Genomic DNA, 13223 nt, shown 5'->3' on the forward strand with positions numbered 1-13223 from the left:
GGACATGCCTGCCACGGCGGAGCCGCCGGAGGGAAGTCCGACCTCTGGTGGCCGATCGCCGAGATCAAGCGGTGGATCGCAACCAATAACCTTCGCGAGCCGCACGAGATGACACTGAACTAGTGGCTCGGCGCCACCGCCATCGCCGGGAGACGCACCAGTCCGTCACCCCGGCCGGATCGGTCTCGACGTACAGCCGCTGATGCGGATGGCACTGCTCTACCCCGTCGACCACGTAGCGCACCGCGCTCTGGTCAACACCGCACAGGTCATCGCGAACCGCGAAGGAGCACACCACGACGTCGCCCTCACCGCGCTGTTCGCCGTGGACGAGGTCGGACTCGTCGACGAGTACGGACACGCCGCATGACGTGCGGTGATCATTCTCCCGAGCAGCACCAACAGCGAAGATCGTTGCCGGACACGACATCAGGGGCGGGCGGCTGGAGTTTTTCCGCCATCGTGCTCGCCGGCGAGCGCGATGGTGTGCTGAGCGGCGGTGGCGCGTACGCCGGCGAGCACGATCGAAGTGATCCGTTGTGCGTCTGCTCGCGTCAACTCGCGAGTGCCACGGCTGACCAGCAGGTGCACCGGACCGCTGAGCATTTCGACGAGGAGGTGGGAATCGACCGCTGGAAGCTCCCCGGTCTCGATCGCCGCCTTGATCCGCTGGCTCAACGTCGCCAGGCGCTGAGCGATCGCGTCGTCGACGACGGCTCGCAGGTCGGGATTGTCGTGGGCCGCGCCGACGACGTTGAGCAGAGCCCGTCCTTGCCTGCTGGACAGGGCCGCGGCGATGGCCTCGAGGAAGTCGACGAGGTCGGCGTCGATGTCGCCTGAATCGCGCAAAGGCGCCACGTCGGCGCTGAAGGTGGCGAGTGCGTCGGCCACCAGCGCGGTGCGGTCGGGCCAGTTGCGGTAGACGCTGGTCTTGTTGACCTCGGCCAGCTCGGCGACCTGGTCGTAGCGCAGGCCGCCGATCCCGTCACGGGCGATCAGCTCGGCGGCGGCCTCGAGGATCCGGTGCCGCACGCGCGCTGTGCGCCCGCCCGGACGGCGCGCCGGTTCTTGCTCGGATCGGTCCTCGGCCACGGCCCGCAGCCTACAGCGGCTGCGTCGCGCTCAATCGGGCGTTGCGCGCCTCGATGTCCTCCCAGGTGGCCGGGACCACGAGGTCTGCCCCGCCGCGCGCGAACTCCTGAGCCGCCGCCGCGTGAGGACGCTGGCGCCGCTCGTAGGCGTTGAAGGCCGCCTCGACGTCGTCGCTGTGGCGACCGAGTTCCTCGGTGAGCGTCCACGCTCCGAGCAGGGCCAGCGAGGTGCCGCGCCCAGCCATGGGGGTCGCGCAGTGCGCGGCGTCCCCGATCAGCACGACCCGCCCCTGGTGCCAGGTCGACATGTGGATCAGGGCGATCGCGTCGAAGTAGAGCTCGGGGTCGCACAGTGCGGTTTCGAGCAGCTCGGGAACCTTCCAGTCGTCGATCCCGGCGAAGGCCTCTGCCAGAACGCGCTTCTGGGCGGCCAGGTCGTGGTAGTCGTAGTCGATCGGGCCGGACCGGAATTCGAAGATTGCCAACGCCTTGTCGCGGTAGCGGGCAATGCCCGCGAACCGCCCCGGCAGGTTGAGGATCTCCGTCACGCGGGTGCCGTCAGGACTCTCCTGTCCGGACGCGTCCCCGATCGCGACGTACACCCCGAGGGGCTCGGCGAACTCCCCTTCCGGGCCGAAGACCAGCCTGCGCACCGCCGAGTGCACCCCGTCGGCGCCCACGACGACGTCATAGGAGGCCTCGCGGCCGGAGGCGAAGGTGACGGCGACCCGATCGCCGTGATCGACCAGCGCCGCGATGGACTCCTCGAAACGCAGATCGACCTGCTCGGGCAGGGCCTGCCGCAGGATGATCATGAGGTCCTCGCGGGGGAGTTCGACGTCCTCAGCGGTCTCGTTGATCTCTTGCGTTCCCAGGGAAGCCACAACCGCACCGGACCGGTCGACGAACTTCGTCTGCTCGGTCATCGAAATCCGGTGTTCGTGGATCTCGTCCACGATGCCCATCTGCTTGGCCGTCTCGAGCGCGTCGCCGCGCACGTCGATGGGAGAGCCGTTGACGCGCAAGTGGTTCGCCCGCTCCACGATCTCCACCACGTGCCCGGCCCGCGCGAGGTCGATGCCCGCGCACAACCCGGCAGCTCCCGCCCCACTGATCAAGATCCGCATGTTCGCTCCTTCGCCATCCCGATATACTCCGCAACTATAGCCACAATCTGTTGCTTTAAGACAACTCGGGCCACCACTCCCAGCTCGCCCCTCGATGGACACCGCGACAGCGTGAAGCTATCTTAAAGTGACCGAACGTCTCTTTAAAGAGGACAACACCCGGTGCTCGAGCACGACCAACCACACGTTCGAAACTCCTGGAGGCAGCAGTGACCACCACCCCGAACAGGGTGAAGACCGGCGAGATCGAGATCGCCTACGCGGAGTCCGGCGCCGGAGAGCCGGTGATCCTGCTGCACGGCGGCGAAAGCACCCGCGTCCAGTACGACACGTTCCGGCCCCTGCTCGGTGGCGGCATCCGAGCGATCGCCTACGACCAGCGCGACTCCGGGGAGTCGGTCAACCCGCCCACCCCGTACGACATCCGCACCCTCGCCGAGGACTGCGCCGCGCTCATCAGGGGACTCGGATACGAACGAGCGCACATCTTCGGATCCTCGTTCGGCGGCTTCATCGCCCTGCAGGTCGCGGTGTCGGTGCCCGAGGTCGTGCAATCGCTGACGGTTGGCGCCACCTTCTCCGATGCCTCAGCCCTGCGAGCGCCCGTGGCCTCGGAGATCGTCGCGCTGTCGCCGTCGCAGCGCGACGCGCGGATGCTCGCCTTCGCCCTGTCCGAACGTGGACAAGCCGACGAAGCGGTGGTGGCCGAGCTCAAGTCGATGCTGGCCCACCGCTCACCGGAAGTGGACGCGCGGCGACTGGCCGCGATCCCGGGATTCGACCTCACCGACCGCCTGCCCGAGATCACGGCACCCACTTTGCTCCTCTACGGCGAGGATGATCCCGTGGCCCGCCCCGAAATCGGGCAGAAGATCGCCGACGCGATCCCTGGCGCGAGACTGGAGGTGATCGCTGGGGCGCGGCACGGGATCACCGTGGAGTTCGCGCGGGAAACCGCTCAGTTGCTTCGCGATTTCGTGCTCGCCCATCCAACCCGTCCAGCGCAGTGAGATCCACGCTGAGCAGATGACGCCGGTTGCGACACAACTGCGACGAGTCCAGGACGAAGTGCCGACTCGGACTCAGCACCGTTGTCGTCATGACCGAACTCCACCCCGGCCGGCAGCCACCCAAGGCTCATGTGTTGGCGCTGGACGGGTTGCGCGGTGTGGCCGTGCTGGGCGTCCTGCTGTTCCACGCCGACCTCCTGCCCGGCGGTTTCCTCGGCGTCGACCTGTTCTTCACCCTGTCCGGCTACCTGATCACCGCTCTGCTGCTGCGGGAGGTGGAACGCGGCGGCTTCCTGTCACTGACGGCGTTCTGGGGCAGGCGAGTGCGCCGTTTGCTGCCTGCTCTCGTCGTCGTGCTCGTGGTGGTGACGGTGGTGGTCCGGGCGATCGGGCCGGACGACCTGGTGCGCACGACGCTCGCCGATGGGCCGTGGGTGCAGGCCAACCTGATGAACTGGCACCTGCTCGCGGAGAACTCGAGCTACTGGGACCGGTTCGGCGGACAGCGGGTCTTCGAGCACCTGTGGAGCATCGCGGTCGAGGAACAGTTCTACCTGGTGTGGCCGGTGGTCGTGCTGTTCCTGGTTCGCCCGGGTGGCAGGCTGGAGCGGCGGGTCGCCGTGGTCGCCGCTCTCCTCTCTGTCGCCTCACTGGTGTTGATGGTGCTGCTCGCCGACGCGGCGGACGCGACGAGGGTGTACACCGGCACCGACACGAGGGCGTTCTCGGTGCTGTTGGGTGCCTTGGTTGCCACGCGGCCGGTGCGGGTGGCGTTGCTGCACGCGGTCGGACGGTGGACTGGTGTGGTGGTGGCGCTGCTCGTGGCCTGTTTGGCTCTCATCTGGGTGCTCGCGGATGGCGTCGGCTCGGCGTGGCTGTTCAGCGGAGGTCTCTTCGCACACTCGTTGTTGGCGGCGCTGCTGATCGGGCTGATCGCACGAGCACCGGGAACGCTGGTCGCGAACGGCTTGGCCTGGCGCCCGGTGCGGTGGTTCGGTGAGATCTCCTACGGTCTCTACCTCTGGCACTGGCCGGTGTTCGTGTTGCTGGGCGCGGGTCAGGGCTGGGTGCGCACCGGCGGGGCCTTCGTCGTGTCGGTGCTGCTGGCGGCGTCGTCCAAGTACCTGGTCGAGGATCCGATCCGCTTCCGAGCCGCCTGGGCTCACGGACGTACCGGCGTGGTCGTGTTCGCCGCCGCCATGGCCGTGCTGGTGCTGCTGTGGGTGTTGCTGCCCTTGCCCGCACCGCCCGCGATCGACCTCACGAAGCTCACCTGATGAGAGGGCAGGTCCGGTCGACTTCCGACGCCGGAGTCGTTTGGGTGAAACGGATCCGCACCTTCATCGTTCGTGTGCCGCCGCTCTGCACGTGCACACCCAGTGCCGTGCAAACGATCTGATCGATGCCGAGCGGGGTGACGTCTTCGGCGGTCAGCGGCAGCAGCACCCGGATGAGGCCCGTCTCGGTGGTGACGACGACCCTGGTCACCGAGGTCTCCGCGATCTCGGTGTGGCGCGACGCGTCCTGCCCTGGCCTGCTCAACAACAGGGACAGCGCTTCCGAGACCGTGCCGAGGCGCTCGGTCCGCAGCACCGAGGGCTGGAGTTCCCCTCGGGCGTCGACGAAGTAGAGGGTCGTCCCCTCGGCGACGCCGGTCGGTGCCTCTCCGCTGTCGACGATCCCGGACGGCTGCACGCCGCATCCGGAAGCCAGCAGCGCCACCGCTAGAAAGATCCGTTTCACCGCTCCCCCGCGTCTCGTGGCAGTGTCAGCACGAACCTCGCCCCGCCGGACCTCAGGTTGCTCACCGTCAGATCGCCTCCGTGCAGGCGCGCGTTCTCCTGCGCGATCGCCAGCCCCAAACCACTTCCGGGTGTGCGGGCGCGGGCCGTGTCCGCCTTATAGAAGCGGTCGAAGACGTGTGGCAGAACGTGGGCGGGAATCCCGGGGCCGTTGTCGCAGACCTCGATCCGCACGGTGTCAGCGGTCGCGGAGACGGTGACGCGGACCGGGGGTGCGCCGTGCCGCAGCGCGTTGCCTGCCAGGTTGGCCACGACCACGTCCAGTCTGCGGCGGTCCAGTCTCGCGAACAGTCCGGCAGGCGCCGTCAGCTCGACCTCGTCCAGCCACGACCGGGCTCGCAGGCACTGGCGGACCGCGGTGGTGACGTCCACGTCCTCCACGCGCAGCTCGGCCGTACCGGCGTCGAACCGCGACACCTCCATCAGGTCTTCGACCAGGGTCACGAGGCGCTGGGTCTCGGTGATCGCGAGCTGGGCCGACTCCCGCGCGTCGGGTTCCATCCGATCGGCGGTCATCGCGAGCACCTCGACCACGGCGGTCAGCGTGCTCAACGGCGTCCTCAGCTCGTGGGAGACGTCCGCGGCGAACCTCCTGGCATCGGCCTGCATGCGCCGCATCGCCGCCATCGACGTCTGCACCGACCCGGCCATCTCGTTGATCGTCACCGTCAGGTCCGCCAGCTCGTCCGAGCCCTCCGGCCGGGATCTCGCCTCCAGGTCACCCACGGCCAGTCGGCGCGCGGTATCGCGCAGGTTCCGCACCGGCCGCAGCACGCTCGACGCGGCCAGCCACGCGAGCAGCACGGCGAACGGAAGTGCCAGTGCGGCCGTGAGCCCCGCGGTTCTGGCCATGCCGTCGATCTCGTCGTCGACGGCGGAGAGATCGCGAGCCACGTAGACCTCGATCCCGGACGCGGTGCGCGTGCCGTCGACCGCGGTGATCATCACCGGTGTGCCGATCAGCAGCCACGGCCTGCCCTCGGCGACGGCCCGCTGGGAGACCAGCCGAGAGCGTGTTCGCACGGCATCACGCAGTGAGTCCGTGAACAGGTCAAGGCCTTCCGCGGCACGGAGATCACCGCGGGTGACCAAGGCGTTCGGGCCGACCGCGGAACGCAACAGCTCCAGAGCGTCCTGCGTAGGCGGAAAGGTGAGACCAGGCGCGATCGTGGCCACCTGGTTCGTGACGGCCTCCGCGAGGCGCCGCTGGGACGACTCGACCAGGGCGGTGCTCGCCGATCCGGCACTGGACCACGCCGCGGCGGCCGCGCCCAGCACGGTGACCGTCACGAACGCCACCAGCAGACGGGGCCGGAGCCCTCCGCGCCACCGTCGTCCGATCACAGGGGCCCGAACCTGTAGCCGAACCCGCGGACGGTCTGCACGTACCTCGGCGCCGTCGTGTTCGCCTCGATCTTCGCCCGCAACCGCTGCACGCAGTTGTCGACCAGCCGCGAGTCACCGAGGTAGTCGTGCTCCCACACCTCCTGGAGCAACTGCTCCCGGCCGAACACCCGGCCTGGCGCTCGGGTGAGCGTGAGGAGCAGCCGCAGCTCGGTCGGCGTCAGCGGCACTTGCTCGCCGCGCAGGCTCACGGTCAGGCCGGAGGTGTCGATCCGCAGCTCGCCGTGTGCCCGCACCCCTTCGTTCGTCCCGGCGGTGCGGCGCAGCACCGCCCGGATCCGTGCGTCCAGCACGCTCGGTCTCGCCGGCTTGACCACGTAGTCGTCCGCCCCCGCCGCCAGACCGCCGACGACGTCGAAGTCGTCATCACGGGCGGTCAGCATGATCACCGGAGTGCCACCGGCCGCCCGGATCTGCCTGCACACCTCGAAACCGTCCACCCCTGGCAACATCAGGTCGAGCACGACCAGGTCCGGAGCGGAAGATCGATAGGCCGCCAGCCCGTCCTCACCGGTGGGCGCGGTGCTCACGTCGTGTCCGAGCCTGCTCAGCGCGAGCTCCAGCCCTCTGCGGACCAACGGGTCATCCTCGACGAGCAGAATCGCAGCCACGGTTCCAGTATGGACAGCCGCCCACCTCGTCGCCGACCGTCTGAACGCCCTGCGACAGAACCGCGACAGAACCGTGGAACCACAAGGACACGTGCACGACACCGTGGAGTCCATGACCACATCACGCACTCTCGCCCTCGGCCTGTCCGGTCTCCTGGTGCTCAGCGCCGCCTGTTCCGCCACCTCGGTCTCCAGCACACCCCAGGATCAGCGGAACGAGGGGATCGGCCTCGGCAAGGTGCTGTTCAGCGGCGACTCCATCGCCGTCGGCCAGGCCATGCCCCTGAAAGCCGCCCTCGACGCGGGAGGCGTCGAGTTCCAGTCGATCGCCGCCGAAGGCGGAGGCAACGTCGTGGGCCCGTTCTCGGACGAGAGCTGGCAGAAGATCTCCGGGGCCATCGCCTCAGCCAAGGCCTCTGTCGTGATCCAGCAGCTCACCACCTACGACTGGGGCACCGAGGACGAACAGCGGGCGGGATACCAGAAGCTCCTTCAGGCGGTGACCGCAGGCGGTGCCAAGCTGGTGCTCGTCACCGCCCCGCCGATCAGGCCCGACGACTTCTACCAACCGCACATGGCCGAACTCGACCGTATGCCCGCCGTCGCGAAGTCCGTTGTGGACACGTCCTCCGGCCAGGCCGTGCTGCTCGACGCCGGAGCCGTGTGGGGCGAGTCCTACGAGCGCGACAAGGACGGCAAAGCGGATCGCAGCGCCGACGGCATCCACACCTGCCCGCAGGGAGCCGCCCGGTTCACGCGGTGGCTGCTCGCCGAGCTCAAGAAGCTCTACCCCGGCTTCTCCCCCGCCGACCCGCAGAAGTGGGCCAACGCCGGGTGGTCCGCCGACAAGCACTTCGCGCGGTGCTGACCGGGTAAAGGCCGACAACGCGCGTCTCAGGCTGACGTCGAGGTCAGGGCGTGTGCATCCGGTCGACCTTGATGGTGAGGACGACCCGCTGTTGTTCACCGGCGCCAAAGCCGGGATAGGGCCGGCCGATGTACTTCTCGGACAGCTCGTCGATGTGTTCGCGGGCTCCGTCCTCGGTGATGTCCACTACGCTGCCGCGCAGGGCCCAGTACCGCGCGGGCGCCGCGGGGTCGGCGATGCCGAGGGCGATCCGCTGGTCACGCCGGACGTTGCGGGTCTTCTGGTGGGTGTCGACGGTGTTGATGAGGACGTGCACGCCGTCCGTGCCCGCCCAGGTCTGGGAGATCTGCGGCGATCCGTCGGGCATGAGCGTGGTCACGAAGCAGATCGCCTTGGCGTTGAGGACGTCGATCAGGTCGCCGGGCAGAGCCGTCATGGGACTGGCCTTCATTTCGTCTGGTCGTTGTAGAGGTGGTCGATGACCGTCTCGTCCGGCTGGTCGCCGGACAGTTCCGCGTGGCGCAGTCCCGTCAGGGCGATCCGCAGGGCGCGCCGCCACAACCGCGGAGCGTGTTGGCGGGAGGCGTCCATGACGCTGCCCACCATCACGTGCACCGCGGCGAAGTCGGCAGGCGTCGCCCCTGCCGGTAGCTGACCCGCCTGCACGGCCCGGTTCACAAGGCCGGCGACCAGCGGTGTCATCTGCTGATGCGCCCGCTGCACCAGGCCGGTGGCCTGGTCGCGGCTTCGGAGCAACTCCCCCAAGCCCCGGCTCTGCGCCTCGATCTCGAGTTGCCGTTCGAGGAACCAGCAGAGCCCGGCCCACGCGTCGTCGCGCAGGGAGGCCTGCCGGGCGAGGTCGATCACCGTGTCGATGTGCTCGCTGAACAGGGCGTCCAGCAGGTCCTGCCGCTGCGGGAAGCGGCGGTACATGGTGCCCATCCCGGTGCCGGCAGCCCTCGCGATGTCCTCGTACGGGACGTCCAGCCCTCGCGAGGCCATGAGCTCGCCCGCTGTCCGCAGCAACAACTGCCGGTTGCGCTCAGCATCCCGGCGCAGAGGAGGAACGGCTTCGGTCACCTGCCCGACCCTAGTCAAACGGAAGAGAAATTCCAAGTTGAAGACTTCTTCCACTTCTGCCTACGATCATGGCCTCCCTCCTCCACGACCCTCACGGAGCACCCTGTGTCCTTGACACCCGCCCACGACGCGGTCGAGCCGTTCCCGATCTCCGTTCCCGACGTCGATCTGCTGGACCTGCTCGACCGCCTGGCCTCGACGCGCTGGCCGGACCGGGAGACCGTCCTCGACGGCAGCCAGGGACCGCGACTCGACCGCATCCGCGACCTGTGCGATCACTGGGCCACCGGCTACGACTGGCGGCGCGCCGAGCGGGACATCAACGGCTTCGGCTCGTCCCGCACCACCATCGACGGGATCGATATCCACTTCCTGCACGTCAGGTCTGCGGAACCACACGCCGCTCCCCTGCTGCTGTGCCACGGCTGGCCCGGCTCGATCCTGGAGTTCCGCGGCCTCGTGGGCCCGTTGACCGATCCGGTCGCGCACGGGGGCGACGCCCGTGACGCCTTCCACGTGGTGATCCCCTCGATGCCGGGCTTCGGTTTCTCCGGCAAACCGACCACGACCGGCTGGAACACCTCACGCGTGGCCGACGCGTGGCTCACCCTCATGCAACGCCTCGGCTACGGCGCCTTCTTCGCCCAAGGCGGTGACTGGGGTGCGGCCGTCGTCGAGCAGATCACCCGCAAGGCGCCCGAGTCGTGCCGGGGCGCGCACTTCACCCTGCCGCTGGTGTTCCCCACTCCACAGGAACTTGACGAGGCGACCGACGAGGAACGACAGATGATCGCCGGCGCTCAGCGCTACCAGGACCAGCAGAGCGCGTACGCCCAGGAGCAGGCGACCCGGCCGCAGACGATCGGCTACTCGTTGGCGGACTCACCGGCCGGGCTCGCTGCCTGGATCTACACGCTGTTCCAGGACGTCACCGACAGCGGCGGCAACCCCGAGGACGTCATCGACCGCGACGACATCCTCGACGACGTCATGCTCTACTGGCTGCCCAACGCCGCGGCGTCCTCCGCCCGGCTGTACTGGGAGGAGGCCTCCGGCGGCGCCACGCCGCCCGGCCCACCGCGGCCCAACCCCGTGCCCGCCGGTTTCAGCATCTTCCCCGGCGAGGCCGTGCAAGCGTCCCGGCGCTGGCTCGAGCGGCGCTACGAGACGGTGCTGCACTACGCCCGACTCGACCGAGGCGGCCACTTCGCGGCCCTCGAACAACCAGACGTCCTCACCGACGAGATCCGGGCAACCTTCCGATCACTGCGCGACTCCTAGCCTCGAGCAAGGCTCGTTCCGCTCGCCTGGCGCTGACCAGCGACGTTCGTCATGCGGTGAGGCAACCTGAACGTTTTGGGCGCGCGTTGGCAAAGACGGGGTGTAAGGGCTGAGCGAACCCGAGGAGCTTCATGTCGTCAGACGCGGAACTGATCGGCAGATCGCTGCGTGGGGACACCGCTGCCTTCGTGGAAGTGATCAGCCGTCACGAGGCCGCGATCGGGAACTACCTGGCGCGCAGGGTGGGGCGCCAAGCCGCCGAGGACGTGCTCGGCGATGTGTGGGTGGCGGCCTACGAATCCCGTGCCACCTATGACAGTTCGTACCCCGAAGCCAGGCCTTGGCTGTACGGCGTCGCACTGAACAGGTTGCGGCGGCACTGGCGGTCCGAACCGGCCGAGGAGCCGGCGTCGGACCTGAGCGGTGTGGCGAACGACTGGGATCCCTGGCCTGCGGTAGATGCCCGCGTGGACACGCAGGCACATCTGCGAAGCGCGCTGGCTCGGCTCAAACCGGAAGAGCGGGAAGTGCTGGGCCTGGTCGCCTGGGAGGACCTGACCGTCGCCGAGGCGGGGCGGGTGCTCGACATCCCCGCAGGCACGGCCCGGCGCCTGTTGCACCAGGCGCGCAAGGCGCTGCGTGAGGCCCCCGAGGTGGCCGCGCTGTTGCGAGTCCCGACAACGTGAGAAGACACCCCATGGATGAAATGGATCTGATGAAGAACATGCGTGACGTGCCGTCCCCGAGTCCTGAGGCCTATGACCGTGCTCGCACGGCGCTGCACACGGCGATGGCGGAACCCGTGGACACGGTCGTGCGACCGAAGCGGTGGATGTCCTGGACCAAGGTCGGCGTCGCGGCCGTGAGCGCGGCGGCCGTCGCGGCGGCCGTGGTGATGGCGACGACGGGCGGCACCGTCCCGACCGGTCCCTCCGACGCGGCCCTGCCGGTGGTGGTCGAGTCACCGCTGGTGAAGCTGGCCTCCGCGGTCAAGGCGGCAGGCACGCTGCCGGGAGAGGCGTCGCTGATCATCAACACCAAGTTGCTGCCGGACGGGCCGCAGCTCTTCTACACCGTCTACACAGACAAAGGCCAGGTCTTCACCGGTGACTCGCCGCAGAACCTGGCGGCCACGGTCGCCAAGGGCGCCGCCGAGCCCGATTCGCCGTTCAACGCGAAGGTGACGGCGGCGGCCCGCCTCGCCGCGAACGGCGACGTGGAGAAGGCCAAGGTCGACATGATCACCGCCGCGGGCAACGCCTTGGGAGTCGGTCTGAGCCCCGCCGAGGCGGACAAGGCGTGGGAGCAGGCGATGGCGGACTTCGAGGAGAAGTTCCGCGGTTCCGGCAAGGAGGTTCCCGCCCGGCCGACGGGCGAGGAACTGGAGAACCGCATCAACAACCACCTGTTCAGCAACGCCACGCACGCGCTGTACATCGCCGCCTCCGACGCGGAGGTCCGCGCGGGTGTGCTGAAGCTGCTCGCGACCATGAAGGACGTGGCCATCGGCAAGACCGACGTCGACGGCCAAGCCGCGCTGACCCTCACCGCGGCTCCCGCCATCCAGGGGGGCGACACCACGTACGTCCTCACCGTCAACGCCGACAACGGGCTGCCGATCCGTTCCGAGGGCATCCCGGTCAAGGACGCGGCGGAACCGTCCAAGCCCTGGGTGGTGAACTACAAGACGGCCCGCGTGACCCTCGCCGACGTGGCCGCGGGCAAGATCTGATCCTCGTACCGCACTGTCCTGGGAGGGCCGACACCATGCCGGCCCTCCCAGGACAGTTCCGTCTGTGCGTTCGACTTCAGGTCCTGCTGGTCTGTCGGAGTAGTGCCAGCGGTATGGCACACGCGCCATGCCCTCACGCAGATCCCGTCAGCCGCGGGAACAGACGTGCGCTGTTGCGAGTGGTGAGCTCTCGCCACGTCGTCCCACCAGGCTGAGGCGCTTGGTCGATGCTCGCCAATTGCCGGTCGACGCCGGGTGGCGGAGTCCAGCAGTAGTCGGTGCCGTAGAGCAGCCGCTCGGTGCCGAACGCGCGGTCGAGGGCGGGGACCTGGTGCGGGAACGGGGTTCCCGCCATGTCGAACCACAGCCGGGAAAGCTGCTCGGGCACGGACGGCGCGGTAGTTCCCGAGCCGAGAACGGCGCTCATCATCTGCATGCGTTCGGCGACGAGAGGCAGGACCCCAGCTCCGTGGGTGAAGATCCACTGGATGTCCGGGTGGCTGACGAGGACTCCGGTGAACACCAGGTCGCTTGCCGCGCGGGCGGAGTCGAAGAGGAATTCGAGCATCGGCCGCGGCCTGCCGAGGGAGATCTCCTCAGCGTGCGGTGGCGACGTCGGGTGGACGAACACCACTGCCTTCCGCCGGTTCAACTCGGTCCACAGTGGAGCGTAGCGGGCGTCCCCGAGGTACACGCCGTGCGTGTTGGTCTCGATGGCGACGCCGTCGCTGCCGAGTTCGTCGAGAGCGCGGGCGAGCTCCTCGAGCGCACCGTCCACATCGGGCAGTGGCAGCGAGGCGAAGTGGCCGAAGCGGTCCGGGCGGCGCAGGCGCAACTCGGCGCCGACGTCGTTGACGTGCCGCGTGAGCTTGCGAGCCGTGTCGTCGTCGCCGAAGTGCGTGCCCGGTGAGGAGATCGACAGCATCGAGGTGGTGACACCCCAGCGGTCCATCAGGGACAGGTGTCCGTCCGCGGTCCAGGTCGGCCAGCCGGGCATGCCGTCCGGGTTGGCGATGCCTGCGGCGATACCCGCCTCAACGTACTCCGGCGTCACGAAGTGCGAGTGCACGTCGACAAGTCCGCTCATCGGACACCCTTCGAGTTGTTCTTGTTCGTCTTCATGACCTTCGCCCCTTGGCTGCCGCGGCGCGCCACCTGTTTCGATGAGCGGTACGCCGCCACGAAAAACGTTAACTAGAAAGATTATCGATAAGTCG

At 68.6% G+C, this 13223-nt stretch carries 15 protein-coding genes; 7 read left to right on the top strand and 8 right to left on the bottom strand.

The features are described 5' to 3' along the window. The first annotated feature begins 208 nt into the window (after nucleotides 1–208). A complete protein-coding gene (locus tag NZH93_RS26575) occupies nucleotides 209–370 on the top strand; it encodes a hypothetical protein (protein WP_259625926.1) in 162 nt (53 codons plus the stop codon). Between the two features lie 59 nt (nucleotides 371–429). Here the strand turns inward: NZH93_RS26575 and NZH93_RS26580 are convergent, their stop codons facing one another. Both NZH93_RS26580 and NZH93_RS26585 read right to left on the bottom strand, forming a co-directional pair. Further along, nucleotides 430–1092 carry a TetR/AcrR family transcriptional regulator gene (locus tag NZH93_RS26580; RefSeq protein ID WP_259625927.1) on the bottom strand — a complete coding sequence of 221 codons (663 nt, stop codon included), beginning with the start codon at nucleotides 1090–1092 and terminating at the stop codon, nucleotides 430–432. Between the two features lie 10 nt (nucleotides 1093–1102). Then, nucleotides 1103–2218 carry an FAD-dependent monooxygenase gene (locus NZH93_RS26585; protein WP_259625928.1) on the bottom strand — a complete coding sequence of 372 codons (1116 nt, stop codon included), beginning with the start codon at nucleotides 2216–2218 and terminating at the stop codon, nucleotides 1103–1105. Between the two features lie 209 nt (nucleotides 2219–2427). Between NZH93_RS26585 and NZH93_RS26590 the strand changes: the two genes are divergently transcribed. Together NZH93_RS26590 and NZH93_RS26595 are read left to right on the top strand one after the other, a co-directional pair. Next, the gene (locus tag NZH93_RS26590; protein ID WP_259625929.1) at nucleotides 2428–3228 is read left to right on the top strand and encodes an alpha/beta fold hydrolase; all 801 of its coding nucleotides are present in this window, start codon (nucleotides 2428–2430) and stop codon (nucleotides 3226–3228) included. An 89-nt stretch (nucleotides 3229–3317) separates the two neighbouring features. After that, complete coding sequence (locus NZH93_RS26595; RefSeq protein ID WP_259625930.1) at nucleotides 3318–4505, top strand: acyltransferase family protein; 1188 nt, start codon at nucleotides 3318–3320, stop codon at nucleotides 4503–4505. On the opposite strand, the gene NZH93_RS26600 is transcribed toward NZH93_RS26595, so the two are convergent. The 3 genes from NZH93_RS26600 to NZH93_RS26610 are packed head-to-tail and all read right to left on the bottom strand — an operon-like array spanning nucleotide 4498 to nucleotide 7045. Then, nucleotides 4498–4950, bottom strand: coding sequence for a hypothetical protein (locus tag NZH93_RS26600; RefSeq protein WP_259625931.1), 453 nt, complete (start codon nucleotides 4948–4950; stop codon nucleotides 4498–4500). The genes NZH93_RS26595 and NZH93_RS26600 overlap by 8 nt on opposite strands. Nucleotides 4951–4967: 17 nt before the next feature. Further along, a complete protein-coding gene (locus NZH93_RS26605; protein ID WP_259625932.1) occupies nucleotides 4968–6320 on the bottom strand; it encodes an ATP-binding protein in 1353 nt (450 codons plus the stop codon). Nucleotides 6321–6370: 50 nt separating this feature from the next. Further along, entirely contained in the window at nucleotides 6371–7045 is a 675-nt protein-coding gene (locus tag NZH93_RS26610) for a response regulator (protein ID WP_259625933.1), read from the bottom strand. Nucleotides 7046–7157: 112 nt separating this feature from the next. Between NZH93_RS26610 and NZH93_RS26615 the strand changes: the two genes are divergently transcribed. Continuing rightward, complete coding sequence (locus NZH93_RS26615; RefSeq protein WP_259625934.1) at nucleotides 7158–7913, top strand: SGNH/GDSL hydrolase family protein; 756 nt, start codon at nucleotides 7158–7160, stop codon at nucleotides 7911–7913. 43 nt (nucleotides 7914–7956) lie between these two features. Here the strand turns inward: NZH93_RS26615 and NZH93_RS26620 are convergent, their stop codons facing one another. Together NZH93_RS26620 and NZH93_RS26625 are read right to left on the bottom strand one after the other, a co-directional pair. Next, nucleotides 7957–8349, bottom strand: a complete 393-nt coding sequence (locus NZH93_RS26620; RefSeq protein WP_259625935.1) for a TIGR03618 family F420-dependent PPOX class oxidoreductase — start codon at nucleotides 8347–8349, stop codon at nucleotides 7957–7959. An 11-nt stretch (nucleotides 8350–8360) separates the two neighbouring features. Next, the gene (locus tag NZH93_RS26625) at nucleotides 8361–8993 is read right to left on the bottom strand and encodes a TetR/AcrR family transcriptional regulator (protein WP_259625936.1); all 633 of its coding nucleotides are present in this window, start codon (nucleotides 8991–8993) and stop codon (nucleotides 8361–8363) included. A 105-nt stretch (nucleotides 8994–9098) separates the two neighbouring features. Between NZH93_RS26625 and NZH93_RS26630 the strand changes: the two genes are divergently transcribed. From NZH93_RS26630 to NZH93_RS26640, 3 genes are all read left to right on the top strand, one after another. Further along, the gene (locus tag NZH93_RS26630; protein WP_259625937.1) at nucleotides 9099–10274 is read left to right on the top strand and encodes an epoxide hydrolase family protein; all 1176 of its coding nucleotides are present in this window, start codon (nucleotides 9099–9101) and stop codon (nucleotides 10272–10274) included. A 131-nt stretch (nucleotides 10275–10405) separates the two neighbouring features. Next, nucleotides 10406–10960 (top strand): RNA polymerase sigma factor, encoded by a 555-nt coding sequence (locus tag NZH93_RS26635; protein WP_259625938.1) that lies wholly within the window; start codon nucleotides 10406–10408, stop codon nucleotides 10958–10960. Between the two features lie 11 nt (nucleotides 10961–10971). Further along, nucleotides 10972–12006, top strand: coding sequence for a hypothetical protein (locus NZH93_RS26640; RefSeq protein WP_259625939.1), 1035 nt, complete (start codon nucleotides 10972–10974; stop codon nucleotides 12004–12006). Between the two features lie 133 nt (nucleotides 12007–12139). Here the strand turns inward: NZH93_RS26640 and NZH93_RS26645 are convergent, their stop codons facing one another. Further along, nucleotides 12140–13093: an amidohydrolase family protein gene (locus NZH93_RS26645; RefSeq protein ID WP_259625940.1), complete on the bottom strand. Its 954-nt coding sequence runs from the start codon at nucleotides 13091–13093 to the stop codon at nucleotides 12140–12142. Between the last annotated feature and the right edge of the window lie 130 nt (nucleotides 13094–13223).

Origin of the sequence: Umezawaea endophytica (assembly GCF_025061645.1) — a bacterium.
Lineage (GTDB): Bacteria > Actinomycetota > Actinomycetes > Mycobacteriales > Pseudonocardiaceae > Umezawaea > Umezawaea endophytica.

Coding starts and splice junctions, on each gene's coding strand:
- NZH93_RS26615 (WP_259625934.1), top strand. CDS start 7,158: ATGACCACATCACGCACTCTCGCCCTCGGCCTGTCCGGTCTCCTGGTG.
- NZH93_RS26585 (WP_259625928.1), bottom strand. CDS start 2,218: ATGCGGATCTTGATCAGTGGGGCGGGAGCTGCCGGGTTGTGCGCGGGC.
- NZH93_RS26575 (WP_259625926.1), top strand. CDS start 209: ATGGCACTGCTCTACCCCGTCGACCACGTAGCGCACCGCGCTCTGGTC.
- NZH93_RS26635 (WP_259625938.1), top strand. CDS start 10,406: ATGTCGTCAGACGCGGAACTGATCGGCAGATCGCTGCGTGGGGACACC.
- NZH93_RS26620 (WP_259625935.1), bottom strand. CDS start 8,349: ATGACGGCTCTGCCCGGCGACCTGATCGACGTCCTCAACGCCAAGGCG.
- NZH93_RS26595 (WP_259625930.1), top strand. CDS start 3,318: ATGACCGAACTCCACCCCGGCCGGCAGCCACCCAAGGCTCATGTGTTG.
- NZH93_RS26640 (WP_259625939.1), top strand. CDS start 10,972: ATGGATGAAATGGATCTGATGAAGAACATGCGTGACGTGCCGTCCCCG.
- NZH93_RS26645 (WP_259625940.1), bottom strand. CDS start 13,093: ATGAGCGGACTTGTCGACGTGCACTCGCACTTCGTGACGCCGGAGTAC.